A 16,312-nucleotide genomic window follows, 5' to 3' on the forward strand; every position below is an offset into this window, starting at 1 on the left:
CTCGCCCGTCGTTCTCGCAGCGCTCATCAGCCGCCACCCCCGTACGAGCCGACCAGCGCGGTCGTGATCAGCGCCCAGCCGTCGACGACGACGAAGAGCAGCAGCTTGAACGGCAGCGACACGATGGTCGGCGGGACCATCATCATGCCGAGCGACATGAGCGCGGCGCTGACGAGCATGTCCAGCACCAGGAACGGGATGAAGATGACCAGCCCGATGATGAAGGCGCTCTTCAGCTCCGACAGCACGAACGCCGGGATCAGGGTGGTCATGCTGACCTGGGTGGCGTCGGCCGGGGGTTCCTCGCCGGACAGCCCGATCATGAGCTTGAGCTCGTCCTGCCGGGTGTTGTCGAGCAGGAACTCGCGCAGCGGCACGACGCCGACGTCGTAGGCCTGCGAGACCGACATCGCCCCGTCCATGTAGGGCTGGACGGCGACCTCGTTGATGTCGGAGAACACCGGCCCCATCACGAACAGCGTGAGGAACAGGGCGATGCCGGTGAGCACCTGGTTCGGCGGCGACGTCGCCATGCCGAGCGCGTTCCGGGTGAGGCCCAGGACCACGATGATCTTGGTGAAGGAGGTGGCCAGCAGCAGCACCGACGGCGCGACCGACAGCACGGTGATCGCGAGGATCAGCGTGATCGAGCTGGACGGCGAGCCGTTGCCGATGGAGATGTCGACGGCGCCGTCGACCGTGGGCGCGGTCGGGTCGGTGGGCGCGGTGGGCGCGGTGGGGGCGGCCGACGCGGGGTCGGCGAGCAGGACCGCGACCGCCGTGGCGAGCAGGCCCAGCAGCAGCACGACGGCGGCGCGGCGGCGGGTCTCCCGGTCGGGGCGCCGCAGCGGGCGCACGGGTGCGCTCATGAACGGCGGACCGTCCGCTCGCGGAGCCCGTCGACGAGCGACCCCCAGCCGTTGCGGTCCAGGACCGACCCCGCCAGCACGCCCTCGGAGGAGGCGCGGGCGGCGGGCACCGGCACGGCCGGGGCGCCGTCGGCCGGCTCCGCCGCGGCGTGCAGCCGGGCGGGGGCGCGGCGCTCACCCAGGACGGCGTCCACGGCGTCCGCGTCGACCTCGGCCAGCAGCGTGACCTGCTCCTCCGTGGCACCGATGACCAGGACGACGTCGGCGATCCGCACCACGTTGACGCTGCTGGTGCGCCCCATCCGCTGGCGGGCGACGACCTCGATCAGGCCGTTGCCCTGCCCCAGGCCCCGCTTCTTGGCCAGCCGGGCGGCGAACCAGAGGACGCCGCCGATCAGGGCGAGGGACAGGAACAGCCGGATGATCATCCACGTCATGACGCCGCCTGACCGAGTTCGGCGGCATCGGTCACGATCTCGCTGATCCGCAACCCGAAGTCCTCGTCGACGACGACCACCTCGCCGCGGGCGATCAGCGTGCCGTTGACCAGCAGGTCGGCCGGGGCGCTGGCCGCGCGGTCGAGCTCGACGACCTCGCCGGGGTGCAGCGAGAGCAGCTCCTGCACGGTCATCCGGGTGCGTCCGATCTCGACGGTGACCTCCATGGCCACGTGGCGGAGCAGTTCGAGGCTGCCGCGCTGGTTCCGGGTCGCGGGCAGGGTGACCTGCAGGGCGAGGGTGGCCTGGTGCTCGCCGTCGGCCAGGAGCGGGACGGCGACGAACATGCCCTTGTCGCGCAGCCCGTCCAGGGCGGCGACCGGCTCCTCGGTCCGCTCCGAGGCGACCCGCACCCGGCCGAGCGTGGCCGCGGCGGCCTCCAGGGCGGGGCGGAGCGCGGAGGCGACGTCCATCTGGCCGACGGGGGAGTTCTCCAGGGCGTCGACGACGTCGCCGGAGACGACGAGGACGACGTCACCGGAGACCTCGCCGGAGAGGCCCGCGGTCACCGCGACGGCGGCGGCGGGCGGAAGGGGGACGGTGTCGGGGTCGCTCACCGGGGCGCCGGCGGTCAGCGCGGAGGTGGAGGGGACCAGCGCAGCTGCGGCGCGGGCCGCCGCGGCGACGACCGCGGTGACGGTCTGGGAGTCCTGCGAGTCGGTGCGGGGCGCGGTCATGCGGAGTCCTTCGCGGCGTGCGGAGCGTGCGGGGTGGGGACGATGGAGGCGGCCAGCCGGCGTCGGTGGTTGCTGGCGATCGCGTAGGCGAACGTCGTGTCGTTGGTGGTGACCTCCAGCGGGCTGTCCCGCGGGTGACGGAGCAGCAGCACGTCGTCGACGGCGAGGGAGAGGAGGTCGGACGAGGAGACGGTGAGCGGCGCGAATCGGACGCTGACGTCGACCGGTACCAGGTTCAGCCGGGCGGCCAGCGCCTCACGAGCACGCTGGCGCTTGCGGAGGGCGGACTCCGACAACTGCGGGGACGCCGCGTTGTTGAGGGCCTGGGCGAAGGACGAGAAGGGCAGCACGACCGTCGCCTCGCCCTCGCGGCTGCCGACGGCCATGTCGTAGGTGGCCACCATGACGGTGTCCGAGCCGGCGGCGGCCTGGGCGAGCTGCGGGTTGTACTCCCGGCCGGTGAGGACCGGCTGGATGTTGGTGACCGAGGACAGCGAGGCGGCGAACTCGTCGAGCAGCCGCTCCAGCAGGTGGTTGGTGAGGGAGGTCTCCATCGCCGTCATCGGCCGGTTCGGCTGCGTCGCGGCACCGGAGCCGCCGAGCATGTGGTCGACCATCGACATCGCGATGTCCAGCGGAAAGGCCAGCAGGCCCTTGCCGGTGAGCGGCTCCATGGTGAACGTGGAGATGAAGGTGGGGTTGGGCAGCGTCCCGACGTAGTCGTCGTAGGAGAACTGCTCGATGCCGAGCAGCTCCACGCGGGCGCCGGTCCGGAGGAACGTCGTCAGGATCGTCGTCGCCTGGCGGGCGAACGCCTCCTGCGCGATCTGCATGACCCGCACGTGCTCGCGGGAGAGCTTCGTGGGGCGGCGGAAGTCGTAGGTGCGCGGCTCCCCGCGCCGGCTGCGGCTGCCCGGGGGAGCGGTGGTCACGGGGGCGGCTGCCGGGGCCGGCGCGGCGGCCGGGGCCGGTCCGGTCTCGGGGGTGGTCACGCAAGACCTCATCGGCGGACGGGTCGATCATCCTGACCGGGGGGCGCCGTCCGGCCGTGCCGGCAGGGGACGGCGTGGCACGTGGTGCCGGTGGGGCGCGTGAGGGGTGCCCTCCGTGATCGGAGGGCACCCCTGCGTGGTCGTGCTGGGCGCTACTGCGTGACGTGCTCGGTCGAGTACGTGGCATCCGGTCGGACGTGGTCGGCGGTGACGATGTGCGCTGCGTGGGAGTTTCCGGAGCTGAAATCCCCACCCACGGCACATCGTCCGCCTGGCCCATGCGCTCGTACCTCGACGGACGAGAGCGGCACCCATGATGTCGGTGTCCACGTCGAGCGCGACCCGGAGCACCACGGCCTGCGACTCATCCGGCCCCTGCCGCACCTGCAACGTGACAGGGGGCCTCGGCTCACCCGGTGGTGGGTAGGGGGCGCCGGCTCGCATCAACCGGTCGACGAGGCGCTCCATCCAGCTCCGTGGACCGTGCATGGCTGGTGAGGCGGGATGACCCGGACATGACCGGTACCATGACGTCTCGGATCATTGGGTGACGTACTCCGTGTAGTAGATGCCCATGACCATCGGGACCCCGTCGGTGGTGTAGGCCTCGATGATCTTCTGCTCCAGGGACTCCTTCAGCGCGTCCCGGGCGTTGGTGACGTCGGCGGGGTTCGCCTGCGAGAAGGTGGAGATGATCGCGTCGTAGGCCTTGGCGCCGTCGACGCCGCCACCGCCGTGGCCGCCGGCGGCGGCCTCGACCGTGTAGTCCAGGGTGATGCCGATCTTCAGGTAGCCACCGCCGGCGAGGTTCACCGCGATGGGCTCCAGCGCGGTGTAGCCGCCGTGCTCCGGTGCCGCGGCCTCCGCCTCGCCCGATCCGGCGAAGAGGAAGAAGTACGCGGCACCGGCCCCGGCGAGCAGGACGACGGCCAGCATCAGGAACAGCTTCTTCTTGCCGCCCGTGCCCTCGGTCTCCTCGCCCTCCGCGGGGGCGTTCTTGTCCTTCTTGCTCATTCGGTCACTCCCTGGTCGGCGGCGGCGAGGCCGGGCAGCAGTGCGTTGGCCTCTGCCGAGGCGGTGGACAGGACGACGATGTCGACCCGGCGGTTCACCGAGATGGCGGTGGGGTCGGACTCGGGCACCAGCGGCCGGGTCGACGAGTAGCCGTTGGCCGACATCCGGGGCTGCGGGACGCCGCGGCCGCCCAGATGGCGCACCACGGTCGTGGCGCGGTAGGCCGACAGCTCCCAGTTGGACGGCCACATCCCCCCGGGGGTGACGGCCAGGTGGTTGGCGTGTCCTTCGACGGCCATCTGGTTGGGCAGCCCGGTCAGGGTGGGGGCGATCGCGTCGAGGATCGCGGCCCCCTCCGGGCGCAGGACGGCGCGCTCGGCGTCGAACAGGACCGCGTCGGCCACGATGTGCACGACCAGCCCGCGCTCGTCGATCTCGTAGCGGGCCGCACCGGCGTGACCGGCCGCGGCCAGCGCCGCCTCGATCCTGGCGCGGGCCGCGGCCAGCTCGTCGTAGGCGGCCGCGGCCTCGGCGGCGATTCGCTCGGCGCGCTGCATCGCGGCCTCCGCGGCGGCCGCGTCGACCTCGGCCTGCTGCACCGTGGTGTCCGGCGGCATCGCCGAGGCGATGTCGATGACACCGGGCAGCCCGTCGAGCACCGCGCCCTCGGGGGTGGCGCTGGTCTGCACGCTGACGGGGGTGCCGAGGGTCTGCGCGAGCCCCTTGGCCAGGGCGGCGAACTTGGCCTGGTCGACCTGGCTCATGGCGAAGAGCACCACGAACAGCACGAACAGCAGCGTCATCATGTCCGCGTAGGACACCATCCACCGCTCGTGGTTCTCGTGCTCCTCTTCCTCGTGCTTCTTGGCCCGGCGGCGGCCGCCGTGGCCGCCGCCGCTCATCGGTCCGCCCCGCTGGCGGCCGGTGGTGCGCCACCGGCCGGTGGGCGCGCGAGACGGCTCACGCCGCCTCCTTGGCGAGCTCGCTCGGCGGGATCAGCGAGTTGAGCTTCAGGCGGACCGCCCGCGGGCTGGTGCCGGCCTGGATCTCGGCGATCCCCTCGACGAGCAGCTCCATCTGCGCGGCCTGCAGCTCGCTGACCCGGAGGATCTTCGCGCCCATCGGCAGGAACCAGAAGTTCGCGGCCATGACGCCCCACAGCGTCGCGATGAACGCGGCGGCGATCATCGGGCCGAGCGACTCGGGGTTGTTGAGGTTCCCCATGACGTTCATGAGGCCGACGATGCAGCCGACGATGCCGATGGTCGGGGCGTAGCCGCCCATCGTGTTCATGAACTTGGCGGCGACCTTGTCCTCGGTCTTCTTCGCCGAGATCTCGCTCTCCAGGACCGCGCGCAGCTCCTCGGGGTCGGTGCCGTCGATGCCCATCTGCAGGCCGCGCCGCAGGAACGGGTCCTCGATCGCCTTGACCTGCGCCTCCAGCGCCAGCAGGCCCTCCTTGCGGGCCTTCTCCGCGAGGCTCACCAGGGTCTGGATCTGGTCGGTCGGCGGCGGCACCTTGGCCGGCGTCAGGGCCATCTTGAACCAGCCCGGCATCTTCTTGAGGTCGTCCATCGTCTGGCCGGACATCGCCGCGCCGAAGGTGGCGACGACGACCAGGATGATCGCCGGGAGGAAGATCAGCGACATCGGGTCGGCGCCCTCCATGACCATGAAGACCAGGAGGGCGACGAGCGAGACGACGAATCCGATCAGGGTGGCCGGATCCACGGGTCAGCGCTCCTCTCGGGTCGGGAAGGGCACGACCGACGAGTCGCTCGGGTGGTGCTGAGGGGGTGCCGGGCGGTAGGTGCCCCGGTCCATCTCGTAGGACAGGGCGAGGATGCCGGCGCGGTACTCGCGGATCTCCTGGAGCACCTCGTCCACGCTCTCCTTCACCACGTACTTGGTGCCGTCCGCGAGGAAGGCCACCGTGTCCGGGTGGCCCTCGACCTTCTCGATGAGGTCGGGGTTCAGCGCGAACTGGTCGCCGTTCAGGCGCGTCACTCGGATCACGGGTCGGTCCTCTTGCTCGGTGGTGGCCGCAGAGCGGGCTGGAACGGCAGTCTTGTCATCGGTTCCGGCCGCCGGTTCCTTGAGCCGAACGCGCTGGCCGGGGGGCTGAGACGGACGGCCCGGTCACCCTGCGGGTGACCGGGCCGTCCGCCGGTGGCCTACCTCCAGGGGCCCGCCACCGAACTCACCGGTGACGGGGGAGGGAGAGCCGTCATCAGCGCTTGAGGTTCACCAGGTCCTGGAGGATCTCGTCGGATGCGCTGATCACCCTGCTGTTCGCCTGGAAGCCGCGCTGGGCGACGATCAGGCTGGTGAACTCCTCGGAGAGGTCGACGTTGGACATCTCCAGGGCTCCGGAGACCAGATTGCCCCGGCCGCCGGCCCCGGCGATGCCGATCATCGCCACACCGGAGTTGTCGCCGACGCGGAAGGCCGAGTTGCCGGCCTTCTCCAGCCCGCTGGGGTTGTTGAAGGCGGCCATCGCGAGCTGCCCCAGCGGCTGGCGTAGCCCGTTGGAGTAGATGCCGGTGATCGTGCCGTCGTTGGAGAGCTGGAACGACTGCAGCGAGCCCAGCGCGTAGCCGTTCTGCTCGGGGGCCGTCACCTCGCTCGAGCCGGCGAACTGGCTGATCGTCCCGAGGTCGACGGCGACCGGGCCGGGCCAGCCGGCGGCGCCGGGGGCGAAGCTGATCCCGCCGGTCGGAGCGGTCATCCTGCCCGCCGTGTCGAAGGTGACCGTGCCGTCGAACGCGGTGCCGTCGGCGTTGGTCAGCGGGAGGGCCGCGCCGCCGTTGTTCTGGACGGTCAGGCTCCAGGTGTCCGCGGCCGTCTTGCTGAACGTGTAGGTGACCGACTGGGCGACGCCCTGCGCGTCGTACATCGTGGTCGGGGTCTGCACGAACGACCCGATCGGGGCGGCGGCGTTGAGGTTGCCCTGCAACGTGCCGGTCCCGGTGGCGCGCGGGTTGACGATCTGGCCGTAGGGCACGGTGAGGTTGCCGATCGGGCCGTTCGGGTTGATGGCGCCGTTGGCGTCGGCCACCCAGCCCTGCAGGATGCTGCCGTCCGGGGTCACCAGCCGGCCGTTGGCGTCGAAGTCGAACGAGCCGGCCCGGGTGTACAGCTGTTCCCCGCCGGGCCCGGTGGTCACGAAGAAGCCGTCGCCCTCGATCATGAAATCGGTGGAGCGGCCGGTCGACTGGGCGGCCCCGTTCGTCCAGTTCGTGGTGACGGCGGCGAGCTTGACGCCGAGCCCGATCTGGGCCGGGTTCGTGCCGCCGCGGTCCTCGGCCGGGGCGCCGCCGGCGCGCACGACCTGGGACAGCGTGTCCTGGAAGACCGTGGCGCTGCTCTTGAAGCCGACGGTGTTGACGTTGGCGATGTTGTTGCCGGTGACGTCCATCTTGGTCTGGTGGGCACGCAGACCGGAGATGGCGGAGAACATGGAACGGAGCATCGGGGGTCTCCTCCGGGTGGGAGCTCGGGTAGGGGCGCGGGTGCGCGTCGGTCAGCGGGCGCCGACGTCGGTGATCCGGCCGAGCGGCACGGCGACACCACCGACGGTGGCCACGGCCTCGGCCTTGCCGGTGCCCAGGCGGACCGAGCTGACGACGCCCGTCTGCGCGGCGCCGGTCGAGTCCGTGTAGGTCACGGTCTGGCCGACCATGGCGCCGGCGCTGCTCGAGCGCTGCAGCGCCAGCATCGAGGCGTTCTGCGAGGCGATCTCCTCCAGCTTCTCCACCTGGCTGAAGGTGGCCGTCTGCGCCATGAGCTGATTGGTGTCGGCCGGGTTGCTCGGGTCCTGGTACTTCATCTGGGCCACGAGCAGCTTGAGGAAGGTGTCCTTCCCCATCTGGTCGCCGCGGTCCACGGCGGTCGAGGCGGAGTACGTGGGCCCGCCGGCGACGGTGCCACTCACTGCGTCCGGCATCGGTGGTCGGCCTCCTTCTCAGACGAGCACGTCCACGCCGGACGACGTGGATCGGTGGGTGGGCGGTGTGGGCCCCTCTTCGCTATCGGCAGGCCGACCCCCGGAGAGTGACCGTTCGCCCGCCTGGTTCTGCGGCGCACCTCGCTGGCCCCAGCCCTGCTGGGCCTGCTGCTCGGCCGCGTGCCTGGCCAGCCAGGACCCGCCTGCGTCGGCGTCCACCTCCACCCGGGACGGCCCGAGGCCGGCGGCCTCCAGGTCACGGCGCAGCTCGGGAAGGGCATCGAGGAGAGCGGCCCGGCCCAGCTCGTGGGCGCCGCGCAGGTGCACGTCGAGGCTGCCCTGCGCGACGGTGACCTGCACCTCGACCGGGCCCAGGTTGTCGGGGGTGAGGACGAGGGTCATGGTGTGCGAGCCGCTGCCGGAGCTGCTGAGCGCGGCGACCTGGCGCGCCACCTGGCCGGAGACCGGCTGCGCGGCTCCGCTGCCGGTGGCGGCGTCGGACGGGGTCACCGCGGCGGTGGCCGGGGCGGGGCTCGTGGCCGGGGCAGGGAAGGCGCCGGTACCCGCCGGGGCGACGGGCACGTCGTCGACGGCGGCCCCCGCGGCGGACCGGGGCAGCCCGGCACCGGGGTCCCCGCCGGACGAGCTGTCCGGCGCCGCGCCGCCGTCACCGGAGGCCGGGGCCGCCGGTGCGGTGGGGACGGCGGGCGCGTCCGTGCCCGCTGCGGCGCCGGCGGGAGCGAGCCCGGCGGTGCCGGTGGCCGGCACCGTGCCGGCCACCGTGGCGACGGTTGCTCCGGTGCCGGGCTGGGCTGCCGGCCCGACGGCCGCCGGGACCGGCGCGCCCGCCGCGACCGGGACCGGCGCGCCCGCCATGGCCGGGACCGGCGCGCCCGCCACGGCCGGGACCGGCGCGCCCGCCGGGGACGCCGCCGGCTGACCGGTCGCTTCGGCCGAGCCGATGAGGGGGACGCCGGTGGGCACGCCGGGAAGGAGCGTCACCCCGGTCAGCGACCGGGCGGCAGCGGCGACCGTGCCGGCGGCATCGCCGGGCGGACCGTCGGTCGCCGTGGCCTCGTCGGCCCCTGCGGTCGTCGTCGCGGCGCCTCCGAGCGCCAGGGCCCACAGCGCCGCCGCCACGCCCGCGGCGGCGGCGTCGACCGCAGCGGCGGGCGCGGTCTCCCCGGTGACCTCGCTCTCCCCGCCGGCCGCGGCGTCCCCGGAGGCCTGCTGACCGTCGCGGCCGTGGGTGGCGTCGCGGACGGGGCTCCGCCCGTCGGCGAGCGCGCCGTCCAGGGCCGAGGCGAACGGGCCCGTGCTGTCGGCGGAGCGGGCCGGCGAGGAGGTCGCGGCGGCCGCGGGCCGGGCGGCCGGGGCGGCGACGCTGAGGGGGGATGTCATCGGTAGGCCTCCGCCTTGCTCATCACGGAGCGGACGTAGTGCTGGGTCTCGGGAAAGGGCGGAACGCCCCCGTAGCGGCGCACCGTGCCGGGGCCGGCGTTGTAGGCGGCCAGGGCGAGCTCGGTGGAACCGAACTGCTCGGCGAGGGTGCTGAGGTACTTCGCGGCACCGTCGACGGCCGAGCCGGGATCGAGCGGGTTCACGCCAAGGCCGCGGGCGGTGGCGGGCATGAACTGCATGAGCCCCTGTGCGCCCGCCGGCGAGACGGCGGAGGAGTTGAAGTTCGACTCCTGCTTGGCGACGGCGGCCAGCAGCGAGGGGTCGACGCCGTGCCGGCTGCCCGCGCGGGTGAACAGGTCGGCGTAGGGCACCCCGGCGAGGGCGGTGCCCGCGGTGGCCGCCGGCGAGGCAGCGGTGGCCTCGGGGAGAACCCGCCGGATGGCGGTCGGGGTGCCGACGTCGCGGATGCCCACGGTGCCCCCGGGCTTCGGCGAGTCGATCATCTTGCCGCCGCCGATGTAGATGCCCACGTGGTCGACCCCGGGCCGGTTCGAGGAGTAGTCGAAGAAGACCAGGTCGCCCGGGCGCGCGGAATCGAGCGAGGCGACGGCCTTGCCGGTGGTCACCTGCTGGGAGGAGGTGCGCGGGAGCTCGACGCCGAGGTTGCCCAGCACCAGCTTGGTGAAGCCGGAGCAGTCCAGGCCCTTGGCGGGGTCGGTGCCACCCCACAGGTAGGGGACCCCGAGGTACTTCTGGGCCTCGGAGACGACGGCGCTCTCCGACGCGGTGCCCCCGCCGGCCGACCAGGTGCTCACCGCGGAGGTGCCGGTCAGGCCCGCGGCGCCGGCGGCCGACGCCCAGGCCGCGGACGACGCCGCGCTCGCGGTCGGCCGGAACCGGGCCTGGATCTCGCTGATCCGGGTCTGGATCGCGGTCACTCCGTCCATGCCGGCCCCCTCCCGCCGTCGGTGGTGCGTCCGGCGCGGCCGGTGACGAGGTCGTCGGCCGCGCGTTCCTCCGCCAGGTCGGCGGCGCGCTGCTGGGCCTGGCGGTGCCGCTCGGCGAGCCGCTCCAGGGCCTTGGTCCGCTGCGCCGCGGCGGTCCACTCGGCGCGGACCGCCTCGGCCTGCTCCGCGGACGCGGTCGCCATCGACCGCGCATCGGCGGCGTCGGTGGCGGCGGTCCGCAGCAGGACCATGGCGGCGACGAACGAGCCGGCGGGCAGCGAGCGCGGCAGCACCGCGCCGGTCAGCGCGGTCTCGTACTCGGTGGCCCGCCGGTCGGCGTCTTCGGCGGCGCCGGCGGCGGCCGCGGCGGCGGCCGCCGCCGTCCGCTCCTGCGTACGCCGCAGCTCGAGCACCGGCTGGAGCCGGAAGGCGGCGCGCTTCATGCGCTGCTCACGATCTGCTGCAGCCAGGACCACGCCTCGGCCGGGGGAGTCGACTCCCCGAGCGGCTGCTGCAGGAACGCGTCGATGCTCGGGGCGAGCTGGCGGGCGCGGTCGACGAGCGGATCGCTGCCGGCCTGGTACGCGCCGATCTCGATCAGCTCCCGGACGTCGCGCAGCGCACCCATGAGCCGGCGGATCTCCCGGGCGTCGGCCATCTGCGCCGGCGGGACGACCGCACCGGCGACGCGGGAGATGGACTCGAGCACGTCGATGGCCGGGAAGTGCCCGGTGGTGGCGAGCTTGCGGGTGAGCACGACGTGCCCGTCGAGGATCGAGCGGGCGGTGTCGGCGATGGGCTCGTTGTGGTCGTCGCCCTCGACGAGCACGGTGTAGAGGCCGGTGATGGATCCGGTCGCGCCCGTGCCGGCCTTCTCGAGCAGCTGCGGCATCATCGCGAAGACGCTCGGCGGGTAGCCGCGGGTGGCCGGGGGCTCCCCGGCGGAGAGCCCGACCTCGCGCTGCGCCATGGCGGTGCGGGTGATCGAGTCCATCAGGAGCAGGACGTCCCGGCCCTCGTCCCGGAACGCCTCGGCGATGCGGGTGGCGACGAAGGCGGCCTTCAGCCGCACGAGCGGCGGCTCGTCGGAGGTGGCGACGACGACGACCGTGCGGGCCATGCCCTCCGGGCCGAGGTTCTCCTCGATGAACTCGCGGACCTCGCGGCCACGCTCGCCGATGAGCCCGATGACGCGGACGTCGGCGTCGGTGCCGCGGGTGATCTGGGCGAGCAGGCTGGACTTGCCGACGCCGGAGCCGGCGAAGATCCCCAGGCGCTGCCCCTTGCCGCAGGGGACGAGGGTGTCGAGCGCCCGGACGCCGAAGGTGAGCGGCTCCTCCACGCGGGTGCGGGAGAGCGCGTGCGGTGTCTGCGTCTCCAGGTCGACCCAGGACACCCGGCTGGCCAGCGGGGGGCCGCCGTCGACCGGGCGGCCGAGCCCGTCGAGGACCCGCCCCAGCAGCGCCTCGCCCACGGGGACCTGCAGCGGGCGGCCGGTGGCCCGCACCGGGGCGCCGGCGTGGACGCCGGACAGCCCACCCAGCGGCATGCAGGTGAGCCGGTCGCGGCCGACGGCGACGACCTCGGCCAGCAGCTGCTGGCCGGCCGGGTCGACCTCGACGAGGTCGCCCACGGCAGCGGTGACGCCGTCGACGCCCAGGGTCAGGCCCATCGCGCCGGTCACGATACCGGTGACCTGGGGACGGGCGGCCAGGCGAGCGCGCTCGAGCAGTCCGGGAGGAACGGTCATGACCGGAGCACCGCCTGCACCCGCTCGAGCGCCGCGCTCAGCTGGGCGTCGATCCGGCGGGGCCCGGACTCGGCGACGGCGCCGGCCCGCTCCACGGCCGGGTCGGGTACGACGCGGACGCCGTCGGGGAGCTCGGCGAGCGCCTCGGCGGGCACCTCGGCCAGGTCGTCGGGGTGCAGCCGGACGACGACGGGCGCGTCGGCGGGGCAGAAGGCGAGTGCCCGGCGGACCGCGTCCATGACCGGGTCGGAGGCGATGGCCAGCTCGCGGCCGAGCACGTCCTCGACCAGCGTGAGCACGGTCCCGACGATCGACTCGCGGATGTCGTCGGCGACCGGGCGGACCGACTCGTCCAGCGCCCGGCTCGCCGCGCCGAGAGCGGCGGTCGCCGACACCAGGCGGCGCTCCCAGCGTGCCTGAACCTCGGCGAGCCGCTCCTGCGCGGCCCGCTCGGCCTCCGCGACGACCGACCCGGCCTCGGTCAGGCCCTCGGCGTGACCGGCGGCGAAGCCCTCGGCGTGCGCCTGGGCCCGGAGCCGGGCCAGCTCCTCGGCGTAGACGTCGCCGAGCCGGAACGACGGCCTGCTCCCGGCGACCGGCTGGTCCTCCGCGCGGCGGACGGTGGTCCGCCGCTCGACCGGTGACGGCCGCCACGGGACGGCGGGGGAGGAGGCAGCGACCGGCGCCGCGACCGGGAGCGGGGCGGCCGGTGCGGCGGCGGACCGGGCCGCCGGCACGACCGTGCCGACACCGCCGTCGGCCAGGACCTCCCGGTACGGGCGGGCCTGCGCGGCCGAGCTACCGCGCAGGACGGCACCCTCACGCGGTGGACGGTGGCCGGTGTCAGGCAACGAAGTCGTCCTCGCCGCCGCGCGAGATGGTCAGCACACCCTGCTCCTCGAGGGTGCGGATGACCGCCACGACCTTGGCCTGGGCCTCCTCGACCGTGCGGGTGCGCACCGGGCCGAGCAGCTCGATCTCCTCGGAGAGGTTCTCGGCGGCCCGCTCGGAGAGGTTCCGCTTGATCTTGTCCTGGACGTCGGGCCGCACGCCCTTGAGTGCGGTGGCGAGGTCGTTGGCCTCCACCTCGCGCAGCACCAGCTGCAGCGACCGGTCGTCGATGGTGACGATGTCCTCGAAGACGAACATCTGCGAACGGACCTGGTCGGCCAGCTCCGGGTCGGTGTTGTCCAGCCACTCCAGGATGGAGCGCTCGGTCGGCCGCGGCGAGCGGTTGATGATCTCGACGAGGGTCTCGACACCACCGACGGTGGTCATGTCCTGGTGGGCCAGGATCGAGCCCATCCGGCGGCCGAGCTCCTCCTCGACCAGACGCACCATCTCCGGCGAGGTCCGGTCCATGGTGGCGATCCGGTGCGCGACCTCCGCCTGCTGCTCGGGCACGAAACCGGAGAGCACCTCGGCCGACTGGGCCGCGGTGAGGTGGGCCAGGACGAGCGCGATGACCTGCGGGTGCTCGTCCTTGAGGAAGGTGACCAGCTGGCGGACGTCGGCGTTGCGCAGCGAGGCGAACGGCACCTCGGTGTAGACGACGTTGAGCCGGGACAGGATGTTCTCGGCCTTGTCCTGGCCCAGGCCCGCGGCCAGGATCTCGCGGGCGAACTCGACGCCGCCGCGGCCGACGAACTGCTGCGCGGTCATCAGGCCGTGGAACTCGCGCATGACGCCGTCGACGTCGTCGAGCTCCACCGAGCCCAGCTTCATCAGCTCGCGGGTGAGCGCCTCGACCTCGCGGGGGCGCAGCTGGGCCAGCAGGACGCCGGCCTCCTCCTTGCTCATCTGGGCGAGGAAGACCGCCGCCTTGCGCAGGCCCGGCAGTTCGGGCCGCGGTGGCCGCGGGGGCGCGACGACCGTGCCGGGTGCGATGGGGATGCTCGCGAGGGTCATGGCTTCGTCTCGCTCAGCCAGCCGCGCAGCATGGCCGCGACCTCGTCGGGACGCTCGCTGACCATCGTGGAGATCTCCCCTCGGACCCTGGCCCGTTCCACCGCCTCGAGCTCGAGGGCGGCGTTGTCGGGCGCGACCTCCTGGCGGGTGCTGGCCACCCGCAGCCGGTCCAGCTCGGCCAGCATGTCCGCGTCGAGCTCGAGCGGCTCGTAGTCGTCCTCGATCTCCTCCTCGCGGCGGCGCGAGCGCAGCCAGACGATGAGGACGACCAGCGCGATGCCCGCGGCGATCCCGCCGGTGCGGATCATCGACCACATCTGCTCGGCGGCCTCGGCCTCGCGGGCGGCCTCCATCGCGGCGGCGGCGTTCTCGGCGGCGGCGTCGTCGAACGGCATGGCGGCGATGGCGATGTCGTCCCCGCGCGCCGGGTCCAGGCCCACGGCGTTGGTCATGAGGTTCGTCATCTGCTGCTGGTTGAGGTTGCCGGCGACGGCGTCGTCCATGACGACGGAGACGGTCAGCCGCTTGAGGTCGCCGGGGGCGCCCTCGACCACCTCGACGGTCTTCCCGACGGCGTTGTTGGCCGTCCAGGAGTCCTTCTCGTAGTTCGATTCCCCCGCGCCGGCGTTCTCCGCCGCGTCGGGCATGTTCTCCGGGCCGAGGATGCCGCCGACCGGGGCGCCTCCGCCCTCGTACGTCTCGGTCGTGTGCTGCTCGGAGAGCGGCGGCGTGCCCTCGTCGAAGTCGTAGGTCTCCGAGGTGGTGTTGCGCTTCGCGAGGTCGACCTCCGCGCGCACCGACACGACGGAGCGGTTCGGGCCGAGGACCTGGTCCAGCATCGCCTGCGCCTTGGTGGCCAGCCGGTCCTCGTACTCCTGCTCGACCTGCGAGCGGGCGTCGCCGGCCGCGGCGCTCACGCCCTGCCCGGGGGAGGAGAGCACCCGGCCGCTGGCGTCCGCGACGGTGACCTGGTCGGGCGACATGTCACGGATGCTGGAGGAGACCAGGTTGGTCACCGCCAGGATCTGCTCACCGGACAGCGCGGTGCCGGGCGCCAGGTCGAGCAGCACCGACGCCGTCGGCTGGGCCTTCTCGCTGACGAAGACCTCGTCCTCGGGCAGGGCGACGTGCACGACGGCGGAGTTGACGCCGGCGAGCGACTCCAGGGTGTTCGCCAGCTCGCCCTCCAGCGCCCGCTGGTAGGTGACCTGCTGCTGGAACTCGCTGGTGGTGATGCCCTGCTCGTCGAGCAGCGCGTAGCCGGTGTCCTTGCCGGCGGGCAGGCCCTTGCCGCTCATGTCCAGGCGCAGGTCGTAGACCGCGTCCTTGGCCACCAGGATCGTGCCGCCGCCGTCGGACAGCTCGTAGGACACCCCGGCCGCGTCGAGCTCGTCGACGATCGCCGACGCGTCACTGGCCGCCAGGTTGGAGAACAGCGGCGCCTGGGTCGGCGTGGTGATCCAGCTGTAGAAGACGAAACCGCCGAGCGTCAGCCCGGCGAGCATCAGGCCGATGACGACCTTCTGCCCCAGGCTGATCGTGTCGAACGTGGAGCGGGCACGCTCCAGCGTCCCGGCGACGGCCGGATTCATCAGATCTGCATCCTCATGATCTCGGTGAAGGCCGCGACGGCCTGGTTCTTGATCGTCACGACCATCTCGGTCGCCACGCCGGACTCAGCGCTGGCGATCATGTAGTCGTGCACGTCCTTCAGGTCACCGGTGGCGGCCTGCACGCCCAGCTCCGCGGTCACCGACTGGGTGGCCTGGAGCTTGTCGAAGGTGGAGGCCAGGACGGCGGCGAAGCCGTCGGTCGCCTCGGTCGCGACGGTGCCGCGGAGGCTGCCGGCGACGCCGGAGGCCGCGCCGATGCCGACCGGCGGAATGCCGCTGAGCGGGAGAGTCATCAGCGCTTCCCGAGCTGCAGCGCGGCCTGGTAGGCGTTGGTCGCCCGCTCGACGACGGCGAGGTTCGCCTGGTAGCCGCGCTGCGCCATCATCATGGAGGTCATCTGGTCGCCGAGGTCGATGTCGGGGTACTTGACGTAGCCGTCGGCGTCGGCCAGCGGGTGCGTGGGCTCGTAGACCAGGCGGCCCTCGGGGTCGCCGAACTCCGCGCGGGCCACGCGCACGCCGCCCTCGCCGGTTCCGTAGTCCACGGCCTGGGCCACGACGAGCCGCGCCTGGAAGGCGTCCTCGTCGGTGCGCCGCACCGTGTTGATGTTGGCGATGTTGTCGGCGGCGGCGTCGAGCCACTTCCGGTGCGTCATCAGCCCGGACTGCGAGATGCTCAGGGCCTGAAACATGCTCATG

At 73.2% G+C, this 16,312-nt stretch carries 19 protein-coding genes; all 19 read right to left on the reverse strand.

Annotated features, from left to right (window positions below):
- Positions 1-26 precede the first annotated feature (26 nt).
- Positions 27-869 (reverse strand): flagellar type III secretion system pore protein FliP, encoded by an 843-nt coding sequence (gene fliP, locus ABDB74_RS03595; protein ID WP_346621819.1) that lies wholly within the window; start codon positions 867-869, stop codon positions 27-29.
- Positions 866-1,306: a flagellar biosynthetic protein FliO gene (locus ABDB74_RS03600; protein ID WP_346621820.1), complete on the reverse strand. Its 441-nt coding sequence runs from the start codon at positions 1,304-1,306 to the stop codon at positions 866-868. Before ABDB74_RS03600 ends, fliP begins: the two co-directional genes overlap by 4 nt.
- Complete coding sequence (gene fliN, locus ABDB74_RS03605) at positions 1,303-2,043, reverse strand: flagellar motor switch protein FliN (protein WP_346621824.1); 741 nt, start codon at positions 2,041-2,043, stop codon at positions 1,303-1,305. The genes ABDB74_RS03600 and fliN overlap by 4 nt, the downstream gene beginning before the upstream one ends.
- Positions 2,040-3,035, reverse strand: coding sequence for a flagellar motor switch protein FliM (locus ABDB74_RS03610; RefSeq protein WP_346621826.1), 996 nt, complete (start codon positions 3,033-3,035; stop codon positions 2,040-2,042). The genes fliN and ABDB74_RS03610 overlap by 4 nt, the downstream gene beginning before the upstream one ends.
- Before the next feature lie 540 nt (positions 3,036-3,575).
- Complete coding sequence (fliL, locus tag ABDB74_RS03615; protein WP_346621828.1) at positions 3,576-4,049, reverse strand: flagellar basal body-associated FliL family protein; 474 nt, start codon at positions 4,047-4,049, stop codon at positions 3,576-3,578.
- Positions 4,046-4,951 carry a flagellar motor protein MotB gene (locus tag ABDB74_RS03620; RefSeq protein ID WP_346621829.1) on the reverse strand — a complete coding sequence of 302 codons (906 nt, stop codon included), beginning with the start codon at positions 4,949-4,951 and terminating at the stop codon, positions 4,046-4,048. Before ABDB74_RS03620 ends, fliL begins: the two co-directional genes overlap by 4 nt.
- A gap of 58 nt (positions 4,952-5,009) precedes the next feature.
- Positions 5,010-5,780, reverse strand: a complete 771-nt coding sequence (locus ABDB74_RS03625; RefSeq protein ID WP_346621831.1) for a MotA/TolQ/ExbB proton channel family protein — start codon at positions 5,778-5,780, stop codon at positions 5,010-5,012.
- 3 nt (positions 5,781-5,783) lie between these two features.
- Positions 5,784-6,065, reverse strand: coding sequence for a flagellar FlbD family protein (locus ABDB74_RS03630; protein ID WP_346621832.1), 282 nt, complete (start codon positions 6,063-6,065; stop codon positions 5,784-5,786).
- A 214-nt stretch (positions 6,066-6,279) separates the two neighbouring features.
- On the reverse strand, positions 6,280-7,521 hold the full coding sequence (locus tag ABDB74_RS03635; RefSeq protein ID WP_346621834.1) for a flagellar hook protein FlgE: 1,242 nt from the start codon (positions 7,519-7,521) through the stop codon (positions 6,280-6,282).
- Between the two features lie 51 nt (positions 7,522-7,572).
- Positions 7,573-7,995, reverse strand: a complete 423-nt coding sequence (locus tag ABDB74_RS03640) for a flagellar hook capping FlgD N-terminal domain-containing protein (protein ID WP_346621835.1) — start codon at positions 7,993-7,995, stop codon at positions 7,573-7,575.
- A gap of 18 nt (positions 7,996-8,013) precedes the next feature.
- The gene (locus ABDB74_RS03645; protein ID WP_346621837.1) at positions 8,014-9,396 is read right to left on the reverse strand and encodes a flagellar hook-length control protein FliK; all 1,383 of its coding nucleotides are present in this window, start codon (positions 9,394-9,396) and stop codon (positions 8,014-8,016) included.
- Positions 9,393-10,343 (reverse strand): transglycosylase SLT domain-containing protein, encoded by a 951-nt coding sequence (locus ABDB74_RS03650; RefSeq protein WP_346621838.1) that lies wholly within the window; start codon positions 10,341-10,343, stop codon positions 9,393-9,395. Before ABDB74_RS03650 ends, ABDB74_RS03645 begins: the two co-directional genes overlap by 4 nt.
- Positions 10,331-10,786 carry a flagellar FliJ family protein gene (locus ABDB74_RS03655; protein WP_346621839.1) on the reverse strand — a complete coding sequence of 152 codons (456 nt, stop codon included), beginning with the start codon at positions 10,784-10,786 and terminating at the stop codon, positions 10,331-10,333. Before ABDB74_RS03655 ends, ABDB74_RS03650 begins: the two co-directional genes overlap by 13 nt.
- The gene (locus tag ABDB74_RS03660; RefSeq protein ID WP_346621840.1) at positions 10,783-12,093 is read right to left on the reverse strand and encodes a FliI/YscN family ATPase; all 1,311 of its coding nucleotides are present in this window, start codon (positions 12,091-12,093) and stop codon (positions 10,783-10,785) included. The genes ABDB74_RS03655 and ABDB74_RS03660 overlap by 4 nt, the downstream gene beginning before the upstream one ends.
- Positions 12,090-12,944 (reverse strand): FliH/SctL family protein, encoded by an 855-nt coding sequence (locus ABDB74_RS03665; protein WP_346621842.1) that lies wholly within the window; start codon positions 12,942-12,944, stop codon positions 12,090-12,092. Before ABDB74_RS03665 ends, ABDB74_RS03660 begins: the two co-directional genes overlap by 4 nt.
- Complete coding sequence (gene fliG, locus ABDB74_RS03670; RefSeq protein ID WP_346621844.1) at positions 12,937-14,001, reverse strand: flagellar motor switch protein FliG; 1,065 nt, start codon at positions 13,999-14,001, stop codon at positions 12,937-12,939. The genes ABDB74_RS03665 and fliG overlap by 8 nt, the downstream gene beginning before the upstream one ends.
- On the reverse strand, positions 13,998-15,593 hold the full coding sequence (fliF, locus tag ABDB74_RS03675) for a flagellar basal-body MS-ring/collar protein FliF (RefSeq protein WP_346621845.1): 1,596 nt from the start codon (positions 15,591-15,593) through the stop codon (positions 13,998-14,000). Before fliF ends, fliG begins: the two co-directional genes overlap by 4 nt.
- On the reverse strand, positions 15,593-15,907 hold the full coding sequence (locus tag ABDB74_RS03680) for a flagellar hook-basal body complex protein FliE (protein ID WP_346621846.1): 315 nt from the start codon (positions 15,905-15,907) through the stop codon (positions 15,593-15,595). The genes fliF and ABDB74_RS03680 overlap by 1 nt, the downstream gene beginning before the upstream one ends.
- Entirely contained in the window at positions 15,907-16,311 is a 405-nt protein-coding gene (flgC, locus tag ABDB74_RS03685; RefSeq protein WP_346621847.1) for a flagellar basal body rod protein FlgC, read from the reverse strand. Before flgC ends, ABDB74_RS03680 begins: the two co-directional genes overlap by 1 nt.
- Between the last annotated feature and the right edge of the window lies 1 nt (position 16,312).

This window comes from Blastococcus sp. HT6-4, assembly GCF_039679125.1.
Lineage (GTDB): Bacteria > Actinomycetota > Actinomycetes > Mycobacteriales > Geodermatophilaceae > Blastococcus > Blastococcus montanus.

Coding starts and splice junctions, on each gene's coding strand:
- fliN (WP_346621824.1), bottom strand. CDS start 2,043: ATGACCGCGCCCCGCACCGACTCGCAGGACTCCCAGACCGTCACCGCG.
- ABDB74_RS03680 (WP_346621846.1), bottom strand. CDS start 15,907: ATGACTCTCCCGCTCAGCGGCATTCCGCCGGTCGGCATCGGCGCGGCC.
- fliG (WP_346621844.1), bottom strand. CDS start 14,001: ATGACCCTCGCGAGCATCCCCATCGCACCCGGCACGGTCGTCGCGCCC.
- ABDB74_RS03645 (WP_346621837.1), bottom strand. CDS start 9,396: ATGACATCCCCCCTCAGCGTCGCCGCCCCGGCCGCCCGGCCCGCGGCC.
- ABDB74_RS03640 (WP_346621835.1), bottom strand. CDS start 7,995: ATGCCGGACGCAGTGAGTGGCACCGTCGCCGGCGGGCCCACGTACTCC.
- ABDB74_RS03655 (WP_346621839.1), bottom strand. CDS start 10,786: ATGAAGCGCGCCGCCTTCCGGCTCCAGCCGGTGCTCGAGCTGCGGCGT.
- fliL (WP_346621828.1), bottom strand. CDS start 4,049: ATGAGCAAGAAGGACAAGAACGCCCCCGCGGAGGGCGAGGAGACCGAG.
- ABDB74_RS03635 (WP_346621834.1), bottom strand. CDS start 7,521: ATGCTCCGTTCCATGTTCTCCGCCATCTCCGGTCTGCGTGCCCACCAG.
- ABDB74_RS03660 (WP_346621840.1), bottom strand. CDS start 12,093: ATGACCGTTCCTCCCGGACTGCTCGAGCGCGCTCGCCTGGCCGCCCGT.
- fliP (WP_346621819.1), bottom strand. CDS start 869: ATGAGCGCACCCGTGCGCCCGCTGCGGCGCCCCGACCGGGAGACCCGC.
- flgC (WP_346621847.1), bottom strand. CDS start 16,311: ATGAGCATGTTTCAGGCCCTGAGCATCTCGCAGTCCGGGCTGATGACG.
- ABDB74_RS03620 (WP_346621829.1), bottom strand. CDS start 4,951: ATGAGCGGCGGCGGCCACGGCGGCCGCCGCCGGGCCAAGAAGCACGAG.
- ABDB74_RS03650 (WP_346621838.1), bottom strand. CDS start 10,343: ATGGACGGAGTGACCGCGATCCAGACCCGGATCAGCGAGATCCAGGCC.
- fliF (WP_346621845.1), bottom strand. CDS start 15,593: ATGAATCCGGCCGTCGCCGGGACGCTGGAGCGTGCCCGCTCCACGTTC.
- ABDB74_RS03600 (WP_346621820.1), bottom strand. CDS start 1,306: ATGACGTGGATGATCATCCGGCTGTTCCTGTCCCTCGCCCTGATCGGC.